19 protein-coding genes and 2 tRNA genes are annotated in these 21,902 nt (G+C 32.2%); 13 read left to right on the top strand and 8 right to left on the bottom strand.

What is annotated here, in order from left to right; genetic code table 11:
* Window positions 1-77: 77 nt before the first annotated feature.
* Window positions 78-1,586, top strand: a complete 1,509-nt coding sequence (locus PYW31_RS09245) for a bifunctional metallophosphatase/5'-nucleotidase (protein ID WP_046838105.1) — start codon at window positions 78-80, stop codon at window positions 1,584-1,586.
* A gap of 169 nt (window positions 1,587-1,755) precedes the next feature.
* Here the strand turns inward: PYW31_RS09245 and PYW31_RS09240 are convergent, their stop codons facing one another.
* Window positions 1,756-2,358, bottom strand: coding sequence for a CPBP family glutamic-type intramembrane protease (locus tag PYW31_RS09240; RefSeq protein WP_046838106.1), 603 nt, complete (start codon window positions 2,356-2,358; stop codon window positions 1,756-1,758).
* 5 nt (window positions 2,359-2,363) lie between these two features.
* Window positions 2,364-2,549, bottom strand: coding sequence for a YkvS family protein (locus PYW31_RS09235; RefSeq protein ID WP_046838107.1), 186 nt, complete (start codon window positions 2,547-2,549; stop codon window positions 2,364-2,366).
* Between the two features lie 201 nt (window positions 2,550-2,750).
* On the opposite strand from PYW31_RS09235, the gene PYW31_RS09230 reads away from it, so the two are divergent.
* On the top strand, window positions 2,751-3,740 hold the full coding sequence (locus tag PYW31_RS09230; RefSeq protein ID WP_046838108.1) for a lipoate--protein ligase: 990 nt from the start codon (window positions 2,751-2,753) through the stop codon (window positions 3,738-3,740).
* A 99-nt stretch (window positions 3,741-3,839) separates the two neighbouring features.
* Here the strand turns inward: PYW31_RS09230 and PYW31_RS09225 are convergent, their stop codons facing one another.
* Complete coding sequence (locus PYW31_RS09225) at window positions 3,840-4,058, bottom strand: IDEAL domain-containing protein (protein ID WP_046838109.1); 219 nt, start codon at window positions 4,056-4,058, stop codon at window positions 3,840-3,842.
* A gap of 253 nt (window positions 4,059-4,311) precedes the next feature.
* Between PYW31_RS09225 and PYW31_RS09220 the strand changes: the two genes are divergently transcribed.
* The 4 genes from PYW31_RS09220 (at window position 4,312) to PYW31_RS09205 (ending at window position 5,643) form a co-directional block, all read left to right on the top strand.
* Window positions 4,312-4,875, top strand: a complete 564-nt coding sequence (locus PYW31_RS09220; RefSeq protein WP_046838110.1) for a competence protein ComK — start codon at window positions 4,312-4,314, stop codon at window positions 4,873-4,875.
* A gap of 154 nt (window positions 4,876-5,029) precedes the next feature.
* A tRNA-Asn gene (locus PYW31_RS09215) sits at window positions 5,030-5,104 on the top strand.
* 2 nt (window positions 5,105-5,106) lie between these two features.
* Window positions 5,107-5,195, top strand: a tRNA-Ser gene (locus tag PYW31_RS09210).
* 256 nt (window positions 5,196-5,451) lie between these two features.
* Entirely contained in the window at window positions 5,452-5,643 is a 192-nt protein-coding gene (locus PYW31_RS09205; RefSeq protein ID WP_046838111.1) for a hypothetical protein, read from the top strand.
* 427 nt (window positions 5,644-6,070) lie between these two features.
* Here the strand turns inward: PYW31_RS09205 and PYW31_RS09200 are convergent, their stop codons facing one another.
* Window positions 6,071-6,283 carry a TM2 domain-containing protein gene (locus tag PYW31_RS09200; protein ID WP_046838117.1) on the bottom strand — a complete coding sequence of 71 codons (213 nt, stop codon included), beginning with the start codon at window positions 6,281-6,283 and terminating at the stop codon, window positions 6,071-6,073.
* 166 nt (window positions 6,284-6,449) lie between these two features.
* On the opposite strand from PYW31_RS09200, the gene PYW31_RS09195 reads away from it, so the two are divergent.
* The gene (locus PYW31_RS09195) at window positions 6,450-7,016 is read left to right on the top strand and encodes a GNAT family N-acetyltransferase (protein ID WP_046838112.1); all 567 of its coding nucleotides are present in this window, start codon (window positions 6,450-6,452) and stop codon (window positions 7,014-7,016) included.
* A 91-nt stretch (window positions 7,017-7,107) separates the two neighbouring features.
* Here PYW31_RS09195 and PYW31_RS09190 read toward each other — a convergent pair whose 3' ends face one another.
* Window positions 7,108-8,046 carry a 1,4-dihydroxy-2-naphthoate polyprenyltransferase gene (locus PYW31_RS09190; protein WP_046838113.1) on the bottom strand — a complete coding sequence of 313 codons (939 nt, stop codon included), beginning with the start codon at window positions 8,044-8,046 and terminating at the stop codon, window positions 7,108-7,110.
* Between the two features lie 181 nt (window positions 8,047-8,227).
* Between PYW31_RS09190 and PYW31_RS09185 the strand changes: the two genes are divergently transcribed.
* The 5 genes from PYW31_RS09185 (at window position 8,228) to PYW31_RS09165 (ending at window position 13,760) form a co-directional block, all read left to right on the top strand.
* Window positions 8,228-9,580, top strand: a complete 1,353-nt coding sequence (locus PYW31_RS09185; RefSeq protein WP_046838114.1) for an isochorismate synthase — start codon at window positions 8,228-8,230, stop codon at window positions 9,578-9,580.
* Window positions 9,573-11,255 (top strand): 2-succinyl-5-enolpyruvyl-6-hydroxy-3-cyclohexene-1-carboxylic-acid synthase, encoded by a 1,683-nt coding sequence (menD, locus tag PYW31_RS09180; protein WP_063410196.1) that lies wholly within the window; start codon window positions 9,573-9,575, stop codon window positions 11,253-11,255. The genes PYW31_RS09185 and menD overlap by 8 nt, the downstream gene beginning before the upstream one ends.
* On the top strand, window positions 11,242-12,048 hold the full coding sequence (gene menH / locus PYW31_RS09175) for a 2-succinyl-6-hydroxy-2,4-cyclohexadiene-1-carboxylate synthase (RefSeq protein ID WP_046836058.1): 807 nt from the start codon (window positions 11,242-11,244) through the stop codon (window positions 12,046-12,048). The genes menD and menH overlap by 14 nt, the downstream gene beginning before the upstream one ends.
* A complete protein-coding gene (gene menB / locus PYW31_RS09170; protein ID WP_046836059.1) occupies window positions 12,041-12,859 on the top strand; it encodes a 1,4-dihydroxy-2-naphthoyl-CoA synthase in 819 nt (272 codons plus the stop codon). The genes menH and menB overlap by 8 nt, the downstream gene beginning before the upstream one ends.
* A gap of 442 nt (window positions 12,860-13,301) precedes the next feature.
* Window positions 13,302-13,760 (top strand): MarR family winged helix-turn-helix transcriptional regulator, encoded by a 459-nt coding sequence (locus PYW31_RS09165; RefSeq protein WP_046836060.1) that lies wholly within the window; start codon window positions 13,302-13,304, stop codon window positions 13,758-13,760.
* A gap of 234 nt (window positions 13,761-13,994) precedes the next feature.
* On the opposite strand, the gene PYW31_RS09160 is transcribed toward PYW31_RS09165, so the two are convergent.
* Both PYW31_RS09160 and PYW31_RS09155 read right to left on the bottom strand, forming a co-directional pair.
* Window positions 13,995-15,158 (bottom strand): aminotransferase class I/II-fold pyridoxal phosphate-dependent enzyme, encoded by a 1,164-nt coding sequence (locus PYW31_RS09160; protein WP_046836061.1) that lies wholly within the window; start codon window positions 15,156-15,158, stop codon window positions 13,995-13,997.
* 121 nt (window positions 15,159-15,279) lie between these two features.
* On the bottom strand, window positions 15,280-16,284 hold the full coding sequence (locus PYW31_RS09155) for an acyltransferase family protein (RefSeq protein ID WP_046836062.1): 1,005 nt from the start codon (window positions 16,282-16,284) through the stop codon (window positions 15,280-15,282).
* A 203-nt stretch (window positions 16,285-16,487) separates the two neighbouring features.
* Between PYW31_RS09155 and PYW31_RS09150 the strand changes: the two genes are divergently transcribed.
* Complete coding sequence (locus PYW31_RS09150) at window positions 16,488-16,910, top strand: MarR family transcriptional regulator (RefSeq protein ID WP_046836063.1); 423 nt, start codon at window positions 16,488-16,490, stop codon at window positions 16,908-16,910.
* 185 nt (window positions 16,911-17,095) lie between these two features.
* Here the strand turns inward: PYW31_RS09150 and PYW31_RS09145 are convergent, their stop codons facing one another.
* Entirely contained in the window at window positions 17,096-21,874 is a 4,779-nt protein-coding gene (locus PYW31_RS09145; protein ID WP_046836064.1) for a GW dipeptide domain-containing protein, read from the bottom strand.
* Window positions 21,875-21,902: the final 28 nt, after the last annotated feature.

The raw sequence follows: 21,902 nt of genomic DNA, 5'->3' as shown, positions 1-21,902 counted from the left end.
TATCGTATTCAAAATCATTTTTAGTACCAACGATATTTATATACATGTTAAACTGTCATTAATGAGGAGAGAGGCGTATGAAACTAAGTGAAAAAATTGCAATAGATGTTATCACAACTTCAGATATGCATAGTTATTTTCTAAATGGAGATAATGGTTCGAATATTTATAGAGCTGGCACATACGTAAAACAAAAAAGAGAAGAAAACGAGCACGTCATTTTGTTAGATAGTGGCGGGAGTTTAGCAGGATCATTGGCGGCATTTTATTATGCTATTATTGCACCAAATAAGCGACATCCGATGATTAAACTTATGAATGCCATGCAATACGATGCTAGCGGTATAAGTCCTAATGAATTTAAATTTGGATTATCCTTTTTTTCGAGATCCATTTCATTATCTAGGTTTCCGTGGCTATCAGCGAATATTGAATATAAACGTACCCGTGAACCCTATTTTTCTACTCCATATACAATTAAAGAAATTGAGGGTGTTAAAATTGCAATCGTTGGCTTAACATCAGATGGTTTGATGGAACGTGAGCATTTTGAAATGGAAAAAGATGTACGCATTGAGAAAACGTTATTATCTTCTAAAAGATGGATTCGTTTTATCCATGAAACAGAGATGCCAGATTTTCTTATAGTAATTTATCATGGAGGATTAAATCAATTGAATACGTCGGCAAATGAGCGTGAGCAAAATGTAAATGAAGCGGAAAAAATCATGCAGACATTAGGCGTTATTGATTTATTGATTACCGGTCATCAGCATCAAACTTTTATCGGTAGAGATGATCAAACACTTTATGTACAAGCCGGTCAAAATGCAGAACAATTAATTCATGTGAAGATTAATTTCAAGAAGAGAACAAATTCTTACGAGTTGGAAGATGTAGACTCACACATTGTAGATTTAAATGAATATAAAGAAGATGAGGCATTACTAAATCTAACGCATTATGATAGAAAGACGGTTGAACATTGGGGAAAAGATGTTTTAACTCGATCTGATATACAAGCACAAGTAAACGGGCTCGCAGATGTGATTAAGCAACCACATCCATTTATTCAATTATTGCATGATAGTATTCGTTTGTCTTTTGATTATGATATTTCATGTGTACATTTGCCTACAAATGGTGAAGAAGGTTTGACGGGCACAGTGACGAATAAAGACTTGTATGAAGCTTATCCACATCCAGATGTGCCTGTAGACTTAACACTTAAAGGACAACATATTAAAGATATATTGGAGTATGGGTATTCACATATAGAATTTAGCGAAGGTGAACTGAGTTTAACGATTATTGATGAAACATTATGTACATTTTGGCAAGGTGTAGATTATACGATTGATATGAATGCTGAACCGTTCAATCGCGTGGTATTAAATAATATTAGATTAGATCACATGTATCGTGTGAGTATGACTGATTATTGTTATAGAAACTACCGACAATATTTAGAAAATGCTGTAATACATGATACTGATAATATTACTATGGTCGAACTTATTTCTAGAAATTTAAAAAATAACACATATCAATTACGTCAAAAACAAACTTTCAACGTTATAACTTAAAACAAATAGTAAGATAGGTCGTTAATCTTTTGTGCTGTTGGTGGATGTTTTGGTAACTATAAAAAATGTAATAAAAAACTGGAAGATACAGTGTCTTAAGACGAGTATCTTCCAGTTTTTTGTGATAATTGGAATATTTCAATTTTTCCTAAACAATAAACTAAATGAACTATACGTGGAAAATCAAAAGAATAACAACGGCAACAATTTGTGCTATTACGGTTGTTGCAATTCTGCGCGTATATAAATAACTTAGGGAAAGAACAATTTGTACAATAAAAATAAAGAAAACAATCCATAGATTGTCTAAATAGTAAAATAACGAAGCTGAGCAAAGTGCTGTAATCACAATGGCTAACCAACTTGGCATTTTTAATTTTAGCAGTTCTTTTTGTAACACAGTTCTCATATAAAGTTCATGGCATGGAATAACGAAAACGAGCGTTACTAACATTTGCCATTTAAAATATACACCAGTTCTTGTTAATTCTTTAATTAATTCAGAGTATTTTAAATCTGAAACAATAGCTGCTATGATAAGCTGAACTAGGATTAACACGATACCAACAATTATCCCTATACCAAGAGAAGTTAACAATCGTTTAGATTCTATATCTCTTTGGTAAAAGGTGTAACTAATACCTGCTATTAACATAATACCAGTATATAGATACCAATATTCTTGTTTTTCACCCCACATAATATAAAGGATTACGTGAAATACAAGAAAGCTTACTACAAACCATATTAAAGCCTTTGAAATTCTATCCATTTTAACTATCCTTCTTGGTCAACGATTGTATATCGTTTATGATTAATGACAGTTTTTTCAGGCAAGTCTAGTTCATTGAAGTTCTCCATAATTGTTAAGTCTACAATTACTGAATTATCATTAATTTTTTCTACACGGCCTTTTAAACCGTCATAAAATTCTACTATATTTCCAACTTCTGCAACAGTCATGCTTAGTCCTCCCTAGAAATGCTAACTAGATAGTATTATACAAAAAATCCATGCACAAATAAACAAATAACTATCAAATCGCATTAGATAAAACAATATTAAAAATATTGAGTGAAATTGAACTTAATAATTGGCATTTTTCGGCAAAATATAGCATAAATAAGATAAGGGCATATATATTAGGAAAAAGGAGTGTAGTTAATGAAATTTATTAGTAATAATGATATTACAGATCCAACCTTGAATTTAGCTATGGAAGAGTATGTTTTAAAAAACATGCCCAAAGAAGATAGTTATTTTCTTTTTTATGTTAACAGACCATCTATAATAATTGGGAAAAATCAAAATACTGTAGAAGAAGTTAACCAACCATACATCGATAAGCATGGTATTGATGTAGTAAGACGTATTTCTGGTGGTGGAGCTGTGTATCATGATACAGGAAATCTGAATTTTAGTTTTATTACAGATGATGATGGCAATAGTTTCCATAACTTTAAAAAGTTTACTGAGCCTATTGTTGAAGCGTTAAAATCATTGGGTGTAAATGCTGAATTGAGTGGACGAAATGATATTCAAGTTGGGAATGCTAAAATATCTGGTAATGCAATGGTAAAAGTGAAAGATCGTATGTTTAGTCATGGCACATTGATATTGAATAGTGAATTGGATGAAGTTCAAAATGCTTTAAGGGTGAATCCAGCTAAAATTAAATCAAAAGGAATTAAATCTGTGAGAAGTAGAGTCGCGAACATTGTAGAATTCCTAGATGAGCCTATTGATATTGATACTTTTAAAGATATCATTTTAAAAACAATCTTTGGAGAGGCTAACCAAGTAGAAGAGTATAAACTTACAGATGAAGATTGGCAAAATATAGAACAATTAAGTAATGAAAAATATCGTACATGGGATTGGAATTATGGTAAAAATCCAAAATACAACTTTGAAAGAGAAGAAAAATTTGAAAAAGGCTTTGTTCAAATCAAATTAGATGTTAAAAAGGGTCAAATTGCACATGCTAGAATTTTTGGCGACTTTTTTGGCGAAGGGGACATCACCGAACTTGAAAATGCCCTAGTGGGGACATTGCATGAATTTGCTAGTATTGAAGAAGCTTTATCAAACTATGACATCCACCATTATTTTGGCGCGATAGATAGAAATGAATTAATCAGATTAATGTCATAATAGTTTTACTTAAGATTTATAAAATTCAAAAAGGTCTATTCTCTAACTTCGATAGCGTAAGTAGGGAATAGACCTTATTTTAAATAACATGCTATTAAATTAACCAACGAGGAATTCCTCCAAGTTTCTGTATTCTTCAGTAAATCGTTTGAAATCATTCTCGTTTTTATTCTTTAATGCATCGTCAATAAGATATTCTAATTGCTGCTTACGAACATTCCTAAGTGATTCATCAATAATTAATTCAATGCCCAAATCATTGATAGTAGATACAAAAGATTCCAATGTATTGTATTTAACATGAGTATTGTGTTTCATTTCCAGCACAGCCCTTCTATATATATTTATATTTAGTATACCGTCTTTTATTTTTGAAATCAACGAATATTCTGACTTTTCCGAAAAAATAAGTGTAAAATGCAACTTTATCAAAAAGTAAGAAATATCAAAAGAATATTCACTGAATTTTAATTGTAGTAAATTTATAAAATATTTTATTGTATAAGTTGAATTTAATATATTTTTAGTATATTATTTGGGTATCACCATAAATTGTAAGGGGGCAACAGCTATGATTCAACAATATATTATTAAAAAAGGTGATATGGCGCTTCAACCATGTAACTTGTCAATTGGACAGTATGAAGGTACATCTATCTACAAGTACAAAGAAGAAAGTAATGTCATAAAAGATCGAATACATAAAATTATCGACCGTTCATGCAGGTTCTATGGTAGTAGTTATGTATTTAAAAAAGAAGATACCATGAGAATCACTGGTATTTGTAGTAAACCACCCATTTTATTCACCCCATTATTTCCTACTTATTTCTTTCCAACTCATTCAGATCGTAAAGAAGAAAACACTTGGATTAACATTCATTATGTTCAGAGTATTAGGACGTTAAAAGATAAGAAATCTAAAGTGACTTTCGTAGATAATCAATCTATGATTGTTAATATTTCAGCACATAGTATGCAACATCAATACTTAAATGGTATATACTATTATTATATGATGGATAGAGCAGCTAGAGTTGCTACATTTGATCCTGAATCTCCTATTGATTATACGAAATCACAATTAAATATTTACGAAGCTTTGGCTAAATACTCTTTATTTGAAAATAAGTAGCTAACTTTATTTATAAAAAATGTAAAAAATTAAAATATGTGGAACATCATATTAATATAGTGTAAATGTTCCGCATATTTTTTTAACATTCCTCTTGAAAAATATTTTGTAGTTGCTATAATAGTATTTGTGCTTGATGAGAAGCACTGATTGATCCACAGTAGCTCAGTGGTAGAGCTATCGGCTGTTAACCGATCGGTCGTAGGTTCGAGTCCTACCTGTGGAGCCATTGGAAACGTACTCAAGTTGGCTGAAGAGGCGCCCCTGCTAAGGGTGTAGGTCGTGAAAGCGGCGCGAGGGTTCGAATCCCTCCGTTTCCGTAATATAAATATTATCGAAAATACCGGAATCCTAACTATAGGATTTCGGTATTTTTTGATATGTGTATTTAACAAATTGTGATTATGTTAAGTGACATGATCACAATTCGTTGATTTAATTACATGAAGCAGTATTTAAAGTGTTTTGTTTTGCTACATTTAATAATTGACTACTATTCTATTTATGGTTGATATAAGTAGTGCACTGTTGACATTGTGGAACGTATGTTCTATTATGTTAGCGAGGTGAATGAATGTGGAGCCAAATTTAGATTGGGCTAAAGACTTCCAGGAATTTCAAGAGATATTAAATTCTGGAATTCATCCTGAGTGGTTATACAGTGCCAAAGCGAATATGATACTTAACCCAGCATATACTGGAGAAGGGAAACAATTTTTCTATACAAAAGATATTGTTACTGCCAGCAAGAGCATTCCGTTTTTTTGAGCATAAAGTAAGTTAAACTTAAACAATATAAAAATGATTAATGTATTTGTGATACGCGATGATATATGAATAGGTGAACATTATTGTTTACCTTTTTTATTATTTGATAATTTAACAAAACAACTGGAATTGTTTTCATTGATATTCTATTTAGTCTAAAAAAGAGATTAGGACATCAGCTATTTATGCTTTTGTTCTAATCTCTTTTTGTAGTGAAACTATTTTTTCTTGCTTATTAAATTTTTAATTGCTTTCACTATATAGCCCACAACCAGTGATCTAAATATACGCTTTATAATATTTCCCATTGTAAAACCTCCTAGACTACAGTTCAAAATTGCTCAATCTACTTTATTATAATTGTTTACCCATTTTAAGATGATTTATCGTGATATTTTAAAAATAGTTCAATAAAGGATGGAATATATTATTTTTCGAAACTAATCATGCCATTTTCATCAGCTTTTTTAAAGAAAATAGTAATTATGCCATTTATTATCGCAATGATGTAAGGGATGCCTGTCCAAAAGAAGATTAAATGTACAATACCTTGTGCTAATTGATTTGAATAAAATTTATGGATCCCACTCCATCCAAGGAGAAAGGCAAGTAATACATAAATAACTTTGTTTATTTTCATTTGTTTATATCCTTTCATTATATTAATACCTTAATTATCTCTTATAATAAGACATACAACAATTGAAAACAATTAAGTCGTGAGGAATTTAGCTGTTATTTCGAAAATACCTTATGTTTCATATATAATAGAATCAATAAGTAATGATGAGTTGAGGAGAATTTAAATGATCAGAAAAGCTAAAAAAGAAGATAAACATAAAGTTGCACAATTATGCTACATCATATGGCATGAGTTGGATATAGATATGGTTAAAAGTGTTGAAAAGGAACGATTACTTAAAGTGATGGAACAGAGTATAGTAGAGGTCAATTATAGAGGTCACTATAGTAATGTATGGGTATATGAAATGGATGGTGAAATAGCGGGATGCTTAATTGCTTATCCTGGAGAACAAGAGGAAATGCTTGAAAAGGCATGGTTAGACATGATACTTGAGGAAGATATTAAAGCTTTTGGTACACCTATGCCTATGAAAGAAGCAAACGATGATGAGTATTATATTGAAACAGTTGCAACTTTTCCTGAATATCGCGGTAAAGGGGTGGCAACACAACTTATTAAGCATGTATTAACAACATATCCTGGAGAAAAATGGAGTTTAAATTGTGATATAACAAATGCTGGGGCATTACACGTTTATAAAAAATTAGGATTTCAAATAGCGAGTGAATTTGATTTATATGGTCATATGCATTATCACATGACGTATACAACAAAATCATTGGATTAACAATAAAAAGCGACTTTCTTATTTGAGAAAGTCGCTCCTTGATATAGGTTTAATATTATATTAATGGGCTATATGAAGATTATAGTATTGATTAAATACCACCTAGTAATGCACTAATATAAATTCCTAAGGCAAATAATACACCGAAGAATGTATTTGTTTTTCCAGTTGCAGCCATCGCAGGCATCATTGTTTGAGGTGTATCATTTCTTTTGAATCTGCGTACAGCTTTAATCGCCATTGGCGCTGATAATAGAGCAAGTAAGTAGAAAATTGAACCACCTGGTTGGAAAAAGGCAATGTAAATAACTAAAAGGTACGCTACGATATACATAAATCCTAAAAAGCGTACAGAGTTATTTTTACCTATTAAGATTGGTAATGTTTTACGACCGCTTTCTTTATCTTTTACTCGATCACGAATATTATTACCCATATTAATAAGTGCAATTGTGATAACGATTGGAAGACTTACCCAAAATGCTAAACTTTGTAAGTTATTTGTTTGGATAAAGAAAGCAATCATTATAATAAACATCCCCATGAATACACCGGAGAATAATTCGCCAAAAGGTGTCCAAGAAATAGGGAAAGGTCCACCTGTGTATAAGTAACCGACAGCCATACATACAAGTCCAATAGGTAGTAACCAGAAGGAACTTTGACTTGCTATAAAAATTCCAAGTATTGCTGCAATAATATAAAATGCAATTGCCAAATTCATGACAAGTTTAGGACTCATACCATTGCGAACGATAGCGCCGCCGATTCCTACAGAAGTGTGATCATCTAATCCTTTTTTGAAATCATAGTATTCATTAAACATGTTTGTTGCTGCTTGAATTAATAAGCACGCGATTAACATTGCTAAGAATAACGGGAGGTTAAGGTGATCTTCACTACCTAATAGAAAAAGCTTTGAAGTTGCAGTACCTACAAGCACTGGGACTACTGCAGCAGTCAATGTATGTGGTCTCATTAAGTGCCAGTACTTTCTGACAGCAGAGTATTGTTGATATTGAGAAGCCATAATGTTTTTACCTCTTATCTGTGTATAATTTTTTATCAAATCAATTTTAATGGAAGAACTTGTAAAGGTCAAATAGCTTATAGATTGTACAAATGAATTAAGCTAGATTCCGTACACATATTGTGAAAAGTGGTACAATATTGTAATGAGTGTAATCTGATAAATGAAAGAAGTGAAATAGATGACTTTAGACGTCAAGGAAAGTGAAATTGTCGAAGCGGTATACGAAAGTAAACATACTTGGGTTTCTGTAGAAACAAAATTAAATTATGAATTAGATCCTTCTGTATTATTTCATATTACAGAAGATTTTGCAGGCGACCGTTTTTATTTCAAAAAAAATGACAACGAAACTTCATTCTTTGGCTATCATGCTATTAAAAGATTTAAAAATGATTTTGAAAATAAACAATCTATTTTCAGAGAATGGCAAAAATATAAAAGTGATATTGATTTAATTCATCCAAACTCAGAACGTCATCACTTAAAGGTATGTGGTGGTTTTCAATTTTCTACGCACAAATCTGGAGATGAGTGGCGCGAATTTGGTATTAATCACTTTATTTTACCAGAAGTATTAGTAACTATGGAGCATGGGAACACATATATTACTTATACTGTAAAATCAGACGAATTTGAAATCGAAGCATTTTTAGCGATTATAGATAAGTTAACCCAAGAAGGTGTCCATCCGGACATTCAAATGGGAGAGATAAAACGAATCGAAGATATTTATAAAGATGAATGGCGTGATTTAGTTAAAGATACAATTGAAATTTTAGATGAAAATAAAAAAATTGTACTTGCTAGAAAAAGAATGATTCAATTTGATAAAAACATCAATATTCCATATATCCTTAAACAAGCAACTCAAGGTGAACATAACAGTTATTTATTTGTATTAGAATCACAAGATAGTGTGTTCTTTTCACAAACGCCTGAACAGCTTATGGAAGTGAATAATGAAGTTTTATCTACGAAAGCAGTGGCTGGGACAATTAAGCGAACGCATCAAGAAGAAATTGATCATGAGAACATTAATGCTTTTTTAAATGATGAAAAGAATTTAAATGAGCATCGTTTTGTTGTTGATAGTATTTTGAGTGATATTGAACCCTATGTTGAAAATATTACTTTCAATAAGGAACCTCAAATTTTAACAAATGATCATTTATACCATTTGTATACGAAAATTAAAGGGCAGTTAACTGATGAATACTATATTGGCTTATTAGATAATCTTCATCCAACACCTGCATTAGGTGGCTATCCTAAAGAAGAAGCGATTGAGTATATTGAGCAAAATGAGTTCGGAACACGTGGGCTTTATGGTGCACCTGTTGGATATATAGATATGTATGATAATTGTGAATTTATCGTTGCAATCAGATCCATGCTTATTAAGAAAAATCAAGCAACATTATTTGCTGGTTGTGGTATTGTTAGCGATTCTGATGCAGATAGTGAAGTTGAAGAGACAGCAGTTAAATTTAGACCTATGATGAAGGCTTTAGGAGTCGAGAAATATGAGTAACCATATACATGCATTAACAAAACAAGTATTTACATTTGTTTCGGAATTATATGCTTATGGGGTAAGAGAAGTAGTAATCAGTCCAGGATCACGCTCTACACCAATGGCCATAGCGATTGAAGCACACCCTAAAATGAAGTCTTGGATTCATCCAGATGAACGAAGTGCCGCATTTTTCGCTATGGGTTTGATGAAAGGAAGCGAACGCCCAGTTGCTATACTATGTACTTCGGGAAGCGCTGCTGCGAATTACACCCCAGCTATTTCTGAAAGTCAGTTAAGTCATCTGCCATTAGTGGTATTAACTAGTGATCGTCCTCACGAATTAAGAGGGATAGGTGCACCTCAAGCAATCAATCAAAATAATATGTTTGCTAATTTTGTACAATATCAATTTGATTTTCCGATTGCAGAAGGCAATGATGATGAAGATTATATGACGAGTACTGTGAAATTTCAATTACAAAAAGCAAGCCAATACTTATATGGGCCACATAGAGGGCCTATACATTTTAATTTACCTTTTAGAGAACCATTAACACCAGATGTTGAAAAAGTTGAATGGCTAACTTCAGAAACAAAAATATTACCACATTATCAAAAGACGACAAGTTTAAATGAAATTAGTTCAATAGTTAATAAACGCAAAGGCATCATCATAGTTGGCGATATGCAACATCAAGATGTAGATCAAATCTTAACATTTGCAACTATACATGACATGCCTATCTTGGCCGATCCTTTAAGTCAATTGAGACGAGAGCATCATCCAAATGTAATCACGACATATGATTTATTATATAGAGCTGGATTAGAGGTAGAAGTTGATTTTATTATTCGCGTTGGTAAACCGGTAATATCAAAGAAATTAAATCAATGGCTAAAAGCGACAGATGCATTTCAAATCTTAGTACAGAATAATGACTATCCTGATGCATTTCCAATACCACCTCATGTTTCATATGAGTTGTCAGCAAATGATTTCTTTAGACAACTTTCTGATGCGACAACTGTGGAACGTAAGCAGTGGTTACAAAAATGGCAATCATTAGAAAAACACGCGCAAGCTGAGGTTAAAGATTATTTAAGAACGGCTACAGATGAAGCGGTTTATGTCAGTAATGTGTTAGATAAATTAACTTCTCAAGATGCTTTGTTTGTAAGTAATAGTATGCCAATACGAGATGTAGACAATCTGTTTATGGATTGTGAAGCGGAGGTTTATGCAAACAGAGGTGCTAATGGTATAGATGGTGTGGTTTCTACTGCATTAGGCATGGCAGTACATAAAAATATTACTTTGCTTATTGGTGATTTAGCATTTTATCATGATATGAATGGTTTGTTGATGTCTAAATTGAATGATATTAACTTGAATATCATTTTATTAAACAACGATGGCGGGGGTATTTTCTCTTATTTACCTCAAAAAGAAGCAGCCGAATCATATTTTGAAAGGCTGTTTGGTACGCCGACAGGCTTGAATTTTGAACATACAGCATTACTGTATGATTTTGCATTTGATCGTTTTGAATCTATTGAATCGTTTAAGTATACTGAGTTATCAAAATTTGGTGCCCATATTTATGAAATTATGACACATCGCGAAGATAATAGAAAACAACATCTGAAATTATATAAAAAGTTGAGTGATATTATAAATGTTACATTATAGATTTCATCAAGCTAAGATTGAAACACCAAAATTATTAGTGATGCTCCATGGCTTTATTAGTGACCAACAAGCTTTTGATCATCATATTAATAATTTAAGCGAAGAAATGAATATTGTTACAATAGATTTACCTGGTCATGGCCAAGATATGTCAGATATGAACGAAACGTGGAACTTTACATTTATAAATCAACAATTAGATGAGACGTTAGAAGCTTTAACAACATATCAACTTTTTTTACATGGTTATTCTATGGGAGGAAGAGTTGCTTTACATTATGCCATTTATGGTAACATTAAATTGAATGGTCTTATATTGGAAAGTACTTCACCGGGTATAGAAGAACAAGATGTAAAGATAGAGAGACAACAAATTGATTATGCACGTGCGAAAGTATTAGAAATAGCAGGGTTAGATATATTTGTAAATGACTGGGAGAAATTACCTTTGTTCTATACCCAATATGATTTGGATAAAGAAACGAGAAAAGGCATTCGCGATATGAGATTACGTCAAGACCCAGAGCGTTTAGCTAAAGCACTACGTGATTATGGTACAGGAAACATGCCTAACTTATGGCCAGAAGTAGCCAACATAGACCTACCAACATGTATTATGGTAGGGGATTTAGACGCTAAATTTAGTAAAGTTGGTAAGCGACTTGAATCATTAATTAAAAAGGTAGAATTACATGAAATATCAAATAGTGGTCACACAATTCACGTGGAAGATGCTAAAGAATTTGATAGAATAGTAATAGGTTTTATTCATAAGGAGGAGCAAAATGACTAGACAGTGGGAAACAATTAGAGAATATGATGAAATTAAATATGAATTTTTCGAAGGTATTGCGAAAGTGACGATTAATCGTCCAGAAGTACGTAACGCATTTACACCAAAAACAGTACAAGAAATGATAGATGCATTTTCAAGAGCACGTGATGATCAACGCGTATCAGTTATTGTATTGACTGGTGAAGGCGATAAAGCATTCTGTTCTGGTGGAGATCAAAAAGTACGTGGCCATGGTGGTTATGTGGGTGAGGACCAAATTCCTCGTTTAAACGTCTTAGATTTACAAAGACTAATCCGTGTTATTCCTAAACCAGTTATAGCTATGGTAAGAGGCTATGCAGTTGGAGGCGGAAACGTATTAAATGTAGTATGTGACTTAACTATTGCTGCAGATAACGCTATATTCGGTCAAACTGGACCAAAAGTTGGTTCATTTGATGCGGGTTACGGTTCAGGCTACTTAGCACGTATAGTAGGACATAAAAAAGCACGTGAAATTTGGTACTTATGTCGTCAATATAATGCACAAGAAGCATTAGATATGGGCTTAGTGAATACTGTAGTACCATTAGATCAAATTGAAGATGAGACAGTGCAATGGTGTAAGGAAATGATGGAACATTCTCCTACAGCTTTAAGATTCTTAAAAGCTGCAATGAATGCTGATACAGATGGTTTAGCTGGCCTTCAACAAATGGCTGGAGACGCTACATTACTTTATTACACAACTGACGAGGCAAAAGAAGGACGCGATGCGTTTAAAGAAAAACGTGATCCTGATTTTGACCAATTCCCTAAATTCCCATAGTCTTAGAACAACAACAAACCAAGCGTATAAATAGCGTTTGGTTTGTTTTTTTGTTAAATCATAGTAGCTTTTAGGGTATTTCATGGTGCCTTACAGAATAAATCGACGTTTATAATATTTATAGAAATAATTTATAATACTTTATCGAAAAATATTAGCTAAAGGAAAATGGATAAGGCGTTTGTCGTGGCATAATAGGCGAGAATGACTGCCTCAAAGTCTTAGGAACGGCTAATAAGCTAAAATGAAATCTTTAAAGATTTCATTTTATTTTTTTGAAATTAAAAGTAGTAAAACAATCGAATAAAATATATAATTTCCCTTTTAGTAATAATATAAATAGTATCTTTTGTAGTTTTACACCTCTTTTATTATTTATTATTGTATTTGACTTAATTTAAAACGTATATTAATATTATAATAAAAGGATCGAGGGGAAATAATGACATCAAATGTTTATGACCAAATGAAAAAAGAGCTAAGCTACTTGTTTTATATTACAAGCAAGGAAGTTGTAAATCGATTCAATAGATATTTGAAACAATATGATATAAGTTTTCCTAATTACATCGTTTTGTTATATATCGAAAATGAAAAACCAATATTTATAAAGACTTTATGCGAAGAACTTTATTTAGACTCTGGTACAATCAGTCCTATCATAAAGCGTTTAGAGAAAAAAGAGCTTATAAATCGTATTAGAGCAGAAGATGATGAACGTAGAGTTAAAGTCCAATTAACAGAAAAGGGATTAAATCTGAAAAAGAATTTTAGTCAAATTTCGGAAGATGTACTACAACAATTTGATATGGAGCAAGATGATTCTATAGCGTATTATCAAATTTTAAAGAAATTTGCAGATAAAAATATTTATAGTAAAGAACAAGAATTAAGTGAGTAATAAAGTATGCTATTCAACTAATGTTAGATCATATGAGGGTATATTATGAGGTAATACATTTAAGGCTAAAATAATATATAATAGCTATCTTTGTGCAGTGAATACATATAGTATAAGTTAATGTTGAACTCATACATAAAGTGGTTTAATAAAAAACACCGATTAAACGTTAAATTGTTATTTTAACGTATTTAATCGGTGTTTTTGTATTATTTAATCATTAATAGTGTTTATTTACAGATTGTAGTATTTGTTGATATAGTGCTCTAATCGACGCATACCTTCTTTTAAAGCATCAAGTTCATAAGCATATGAAATACGGATATGTCCTTTGCCAATGTCGGTAAAGGATGAACCAGGAACCATGGCTACATGTGCCTTTTCAAGTACATCTACGCAGAAATCAAAATCATTGTCTGTAAATTTCTTGATATTAGGGAAAATATAAAATGCCCCTTCAGGTTTAGCATCTAACTCAAAGCCCAATGCTTCTAATTTCTCGATTAAATAGTCACGACGTTCAATATAAGCTTCATTCATATATTGAGGTGCTTCTAATCCTTCATTTAAGGCAGCAATACAAGCAATTTGTGCGGGTACATTGGCACAAATGCAATTATAAGCATGCATAAAAGTTAATTTCTCTATTAAATACTCAGCGCCAATTAAAAAGCCGATACGTATACCAGTTGCTGAGTGTGATTTGCTAAGACCACCAACAAGTAAAAGTTGATCTCGTATACTATCAAACTGAGCAAAAGAAGTATGTTGTCCAGAAAAAGTATTTTCTGCATATATTTCATCACTTATGATGAATATTTCTTTAGTTTTCAACATTTCTGTAAGGTCATAAACTTCATTGTAAGCTAATGTAACGCCGGTAGGGTTAGTTGGATAGTTGAGTAGTATTGCTTTAGTTTTTGAAGTTATATGAGCTTCTATAGCATCAGGTGTAACTTTATAGTCCGTCACAGTAGTATCTATATATACAGGAATGCCGCCTAAGGTTTTAATCAGAGGAATATATCCAGCATAAACTGGTCCAGGAATTAATATTTCATCGCCTTGATTAATGATACTTCTTAAAGCAGTGTCTAGTGCTTCACTGGCACCATTTGTAATAATAATTTCCTCAGATGAATATTTAAAGCCATAGCGCTGCTCAAAATACAGACTGACAGCATTTCTTGTCTCAATTAACCCTTTATTGTGAGAATAACTCGTTTTATCTTCTTTAATTGCATTGATATATGCATTCTTTACCACATCTGGCATTGGAAAGTCTGGTTGACCAATAGTTAGATTGATGCAATCATCAATATTTTTCATACGATTTGAAAATTGACGTATGCTTGGTGCGCTTAAAAATTTCGAATTGTTGTTTAATGTAAGTTTCATTTAATTTTTCACCTCAAAAATAAAAATACCGAATTGCATTAAATATGTATGATGATGTAATACATCAAATTATATCTATCATACCATATTTAAAAAGAATACAATTCGGTAAAAGTGTAATTTATTCTTTGAATTTAGAAGGAGGTTGCAAATTTATAATGGGATTTGTCCATTTTGATACAAAGCGTGTAGATAAAACATAAACAATTAAACAGGATAAAACAATAAGGTAAATATAAGTGAATATTGTAATTTCATCTCTAAATGGATATATTTTAAAACCACGTAATATACCTATGAACAGCCCATGTAATAAATAAACATGCATGGTCCTTCTTCCTATATAAGTAAAGAATTTCTCTTTTTCAGGTATTAAATTCAAGAAAGAAAGTAATGTAACTAAAATAATAAAGTAAAGTAACAATCTCTTTAAAGGACTATAAAAGCTTTGTTTCCCTTCTAATGTCATATATGGAGAATCACCAAATAACCAGTCTGAATTAATGGGATGAATTGAATATATAACATAAAAGATAACTAAAACGATAATAGAAATTGGTATAAACTTTTTATTTTTCAACATTTTTATGTGGTGACTATTAAATAAGTAACCTATATAAAAAATAGGGAAGAACATAATCGTTCTTGAAAAACTTAAATAATTATCTATATTTGTAGAATAGCCAGCGAATAATGAAAAGATGATCGCGATTGGCAGTACAAAATAAGGTTTATAGTCTTTAACGATTACTAATATTACATGGAAAAAGAATAATGTGAGTAAGAACCATAAGGCAAATACTGGGTCAAACGGATCAAATTGAACACTATCTTCTTTGCCAGTAAAATAGTAATAAAATGAGAAAAAACCAAAAAATATTACGTATGGTATTAATAATTTTTTAGATACTTTTTCTAAATAACCAGCTTGGCCTGCCTTTTTAGCAAAATAGCCTGATATAAATAAAAATCCCGGCATATGGAAACTAAATATTGTTAAATACAACGCGGCTAAATGTTTACTCGAGCCTGTATAAGGTTGCATGATATGACCCAAGACAACAAGAAAAATCAAAAAGGCTTTAGCGTTGTCGAAAAAGTAATCTCTTTCCTTTAAATGTGTCATTATGTTTCTCCTTTTATGAAAACGGAATATAATTTATATTCACTAATACTAATTTATTATAAATCATAGGGGTAATGCAATGAAATAGGGTGAATTGTAGTTAATTATTGTATATTATCTTAGGTAATATTATAATAATAACATATAAAATAATTAATTTTAATTGTCGACAACAACAGAAAAGATAGTGGAGATGAATCAACATGTATAAACAACTAGAACAATTAATTACTCTAACAGGTAACGATTTAAATTTAGTAAGTAGAAGATTTGGACAACGCGCTGATTTAACTTCAGAACAGTTAGAAATGTTGAGGATTTTATATCATTATGAAACTTTATCGCAATATGATTTAACCATGAAAATAAATAAAGAACAGTCGATTGTATCACGTTGGATTAAGAAATTAAGCCAAATGGGTTATATAACAAGTAAACAATCAAATAGAGATTTAAGATGTAATGATTTAATGGTTACTGAAAAGACAAAAGTGCTTGTCCAACAAATTAATGAAATTAGAGTAGCTTTAATAGAAGCACGGTGTCAAAACTTAACTTCAGAGGATATTGAGCGTTTAAACGAGTTGCTACATAAATTAAACGTACATCAGCCATATTTTCAATAATCGTTTTTAAATGACATCTATTAATAATAGTATTGTGATATATTTAGTTGTAAACGTAAAAAGTTTGAGCGTTGACTGCTCATAACATAAGAAAGGGTAGTTGCTATTAAATTATAATAGCAACTACCCTTTTATTATAGAAATTTAGTATTCATTTAATTCAAATGACATCGTCTACGTAATGATTACATTTTATAAGTGTTAATATCAAAGTATTTACCTAGTTTACCCATTGAATCATAGAAATTCTTAATTCGTGTCGCATTATGGCTTGCCCATGCTACATCCGTTGCATATTGATGTACACCTGGATTTTCAGGATTCCAACGCATTTTATAAAGAGTATTTTGTCCTTTATTAATATATGAATCTGCGATAAATCCTGCACCACCTATGATTGCCTTTTTAACAGAATCCCAGCCGTTATTTTTAGCAGTAATGAAACCTTGTTTAATTGGGTCACGATCAACTGCTCCGATACCAAACATATTATAATATTTAGTTTGTTTATCTGTGACAACTTCATCGTTAATTACATCTCCACCATTAGCTAATGTAGAAGTACCGTTACCAGTTTCTAATAGAGCATGAGAGATTAAATATACTTCATTTATATTATTCGTTTTAGCAGCTTCACTGAAAGCTTCGCCTTGGCCTTCTAATATACCTTTACCAACTAAAAGTTTATTTAAATCATCAGCAGAAATGTTTTGAGATTTATCTAAACGTAAGAATTGGTATTTTTGTGTAGGATCATTAGCTAGTTTATTTGAATCCATTGCATTTTTGATTTCAGTAGCATTAGCATCTTCCCATTTTCCTGGCGTATGTTGAATTTGTGGTTTGGTTGGTAAGCCTTTTTGAAGTGCTGCCGCTTCATCCAATGTCAAACCAGATTCATAATATTTTACTAATTCTGCAATTAAATCGCTCTCTTTAATCCAAACTACTTCACCATTCTCTAATTTTCCATGATACCAAGTTACACCATTAATGACTTGTTTTTCATAGACAGAGAAAATACCTTCATAGAAATCTGTGAGTGAACCAGCAGCTTCAGATGAATTAGGATTAGTATAGTAACTACCGTCTGCATTATATATCACGTAATCAAATTTTTCTGGTGTAACAGAAGTGTTTGTTGCGTTAGCCGTTTGATTTGATTGAGTTCCATTGACTTCTTGTAATGTATTTAAATCTTTAGCAGAAATCCAACCGGTTTTGTTGTTTACAATACCATAGAGATATTCGTCCTTATCAACAAAAACAGATTTAGAAGCGTTGAATTTACTGTTTCTCGTATTTTTTAATGAATCTAACTGTTGTGCTTTAGTACCCCAAGGTACTGCATATAAACCGTTGTTAGTTGCTTTAATAGTGTATTGACCATTTTTAGCTGTTGTTTTACTTAAATTACGAGTATTGATATCTTTCGTATTTACCCAACCAATAGGGGTGTTTTTTTGTGTGTTTTGAATAAGAACATAAGTGTTGTCGCCTTGTGTACGTTGCTTAGTTACAGTGTAAGTACGTCCAGATAGTTTAGATGCATCTTTGCCTTTTTCATCATATACGGTAGCTTTAACACCAGAGTTTGTATTAGATAATTGGCCGACCTTACTAACAGATACAGTTTTATTTGTTGGAGCTAATGTAGCAGTTTCTTTAACTTTAATATCACCAGATTGCATCCAACCTAGGTTCGTATTTGTTTTATTGTCTGTAATTAAGTAGAAATCGTTAGTACCCAAGCTAGCTTTTTTACTTAGTTTATAAGTTTTACCATTTACATATGACTTTTGTACACCTTGTTTGTCATAAACAGATGTATATACACCATGGTTAGATTGAGCAACAGTACCTTGTTGATTTGTTAAATTCGTTACAGTTAATTTATCTGCTGCAGGCGCTTTAACTTTAATATCACCAGATTGCATCCAACCTAGGTTCGTATTTGTTTTATTGTCTGTAATTAAGTAGAAATCGTTAGTACCCAAGCTAGCTTTTTTACTTAGTTTATAAGTTTTACCATTTACATATGATTTTTGTACACCTTGTTTGTCATAAACAGATGTATATACACCATGGTTAGATTGAGCAACAGTACCTTGTTGATTTGTTAAGTTAGTTACAGTTAATTTATCTGTATCTGTTGATGGCGTAGTATTTGAACCTTCTAATTTACTCAAACTTACCCAGCCAGATAGCTTGTTAACAGTGCCGTAGATATAATTTGTTTTACCTATTTGTTGTTGTTTTGTTGCTTTAAAAGTTTGTGTTGATTTGCCAGAAACAGTACCAACTTTTTGAGCACTTGTTCCCCAAGGTACGCTGTAAAGGGTTTCTCCAGATTTGATTTTGTATGTTTTGTCGATTTTGGCTACTGATTTAGCGGTATTATAAGCAACATCATCTTTGTGAACCCAACCGATTAAGTTTCCTTTATTATAGTCAGAGACTAAATAGAAATTTTCATTATCAAGTGAAGCTGATTTTGTAACTTTTAAAGTTTGGTTTGTTTTATCTGTCTTTTTACCGTTTTGATCATAAACAGTAGTGTATAAACCATCATTTTTACTATTGATACGTGCTACTCCATTATTAGATTTAACGGATACTGTTCCCGTTTTGGGTGGGGTAGTCGTTGTATCTCCCCAAGCAGCTGCTTGACCCGTTTTAATTAAATATTTTTCATAAATAAGGTCATATAGCTCATCGTAACTATAATTATGTGCAGCTAAATAACCATGTGGATCACTATGATCTGAGCCACCTAAGTAATTGCTAACAGCTTGGTGAGTCCATACTGTTCCAGCGCCATCATATTCAGCGCTATTAGGTGCAAGTCCATAATAGTTTAAATTAGTTGCTGCATAGTCTGCATAATTATTGATTGAACGAGCAAAGGATTCATAATCATGCGTATGCACTAATTCAACGTGGATAAAGCGATCGTTTGCAGCTGGTCCAGCTCCCCAAGCAAGATAATCTGTGTCAGCTGTTTCGATGATTCTATTACCATCAACGTAGGCATGAACAAAAGCACTATTATAATTATTCTTCATGTAATTAATTTCACCAGTAATAGTTGAGTTATCATTTGCAGTATCATGCAACACAATTCCTTCAGGTGCGCCATAACGATAATTATATTTTGGCAAATAGCTAGCGATATCTTCTTCATAATTTGGCGCTTTAAAGTTATTTTTACGGATGTAGTTATTAATAGATGAATTCACTTTAGGTGTATATTTTGCTAGGGTGTTAGTTGTTGTTGCTTCTTTAACTGCTGTAGAACGTTGCATATTAGTATTATTAGCACTGTACGTAGCTGTTCTTAATTTAGGTGCGCTTTGTGCACTATACGTATTTGATGCTAGAGCCGCAGTTTTAGGCGTACTATCATCTGTATCATTCTGTTCTTTTGTAGTTACTGTTGCATCCTCTTTTTCTGCAACAGACTGTTGATCTTGTTGTGAAACATCGTCAGACTTAGCTTCGGCGTCATCATTAGTATCGATGTCGTCTTGAGGCTTTTCCTCTTCTTTAGTATCTTCAGCTACGTTTTGAGAGTCAGTGTCTTTTTGAGTTTGATTACTGTCATCTTGAGTATGAGCTGCATCAGAATTAGAAGCAGTATCTTTAACGTCTTTAGACTGTTGATCTTGTTGTGAAACATCATCAGACTTAGCTTCGGCGTCATCATTAGTATCGATGTCGTCTTGAGACTTTTCATCTTCTTTAGTATCTTCAGCTACGTTTTGAGAGTCAGTGTCTTTTTGAGTTTGATTACTGTCATCTTGAGCATGAGCTGCATCAGAATTAGAAGTAGTATCTTTAGCGTCTTTAGACTGTTGATCTTGTTGTGAAATATCATCAGACTTAGCTTCGGCGTCATCATTAGTATCGATGTCGTCTTGAGAATTTTCCTCTTTTTTAGTATCTTCAGCTACGTCTTGAGAGTCAGTATCTTTAGCGTCTTTAGATTGTTGATCTTGTTGTGAAACATCGTCAGACTTAGCTTCGGCGTCATCATTAGTATCGATGTCGTCTTGAGACTTTTCATCTTCTTTAGTATCTTCAGCTACGTCTTGAGAAGCAGTATCTTTAACATTTTCAGACTGTTGATCTTGTTGTGATACATCATCTCGTTTCGTTACTGTGCTATCTTGAGTAGTGGAAGTAGTTTGAGCATCTTTCTTCCCATTATCGTCAACTTGAGATTGCTCAGTATCTTGAGTGTTTTCAGCATCTGAATCAGAAGTGTCAGCAACAGCAACATCGTCAGAATCTTGTTGCTGTGAAGTTTCAGAATGATTCCCATTATCTTCAACTTGTGATTGCTCAGTGTCTTGAATGCTGCCAGCATCTGAATCAGAAGTGTCAGCAACAGCAACATCGTCAGAATCTTGTTGTTGTGAAGTTTCAGAATGATTCCCATCATCTTCAACTTGAGATTGCTCAGTATTTTGAGTGCTGTCAGTATCAGTATCAGAAGTGTCAGCAACAGCAACATCGTCAGAATCTTGTTGTTGTGAAGTTTCAGAATGATTCCCATCATCTTCAACTTGAGATTGCTCAGTGTCTTGAGTAGTACCGGTATTTTCTTCAGTATTCTGATTTTCTTCATTATATGTATCATCATTTGAAGTTTGATCAGAAGTTTCACTATTCAATTCATCTAAATGTGCATCGTAATTTGAGTTGCTTTCTTGATTTGATAGTTGTACTTGGGAAGGGTCTTTATAAGCTTGTGTACCCGAAATGTTGGTAGTTGGTTTACTCACTTCAGATTTAATGTCTTGACTTTGTTTAAGCGTGTGCTCATCATCTAAAACATTTTTATTTTTAGACTGATCTTGTATATCGTCTGCTGCTTGCGCGTGATGAGTTGTCAAAGCTGTACCTGCTAATGTAAGTGCTGCAATGGAAGGTACCTTGTAATTAAACTTTTTAGTAGTCATTAAACTGCCCCTTTATACATATATTTAT

It is taken from the genome of Staphylococcus succinus (genome assembly GCF_029024945.1).
GTDB lineage: Bacteria > Bacillota > Bacilli > Staphylococcales > Staphylococcaceae > Staphylococcus > Staphylococcus succinus.
This window is presented reverse-complemented; position numbering and strand designations above follow the sequence as displayed.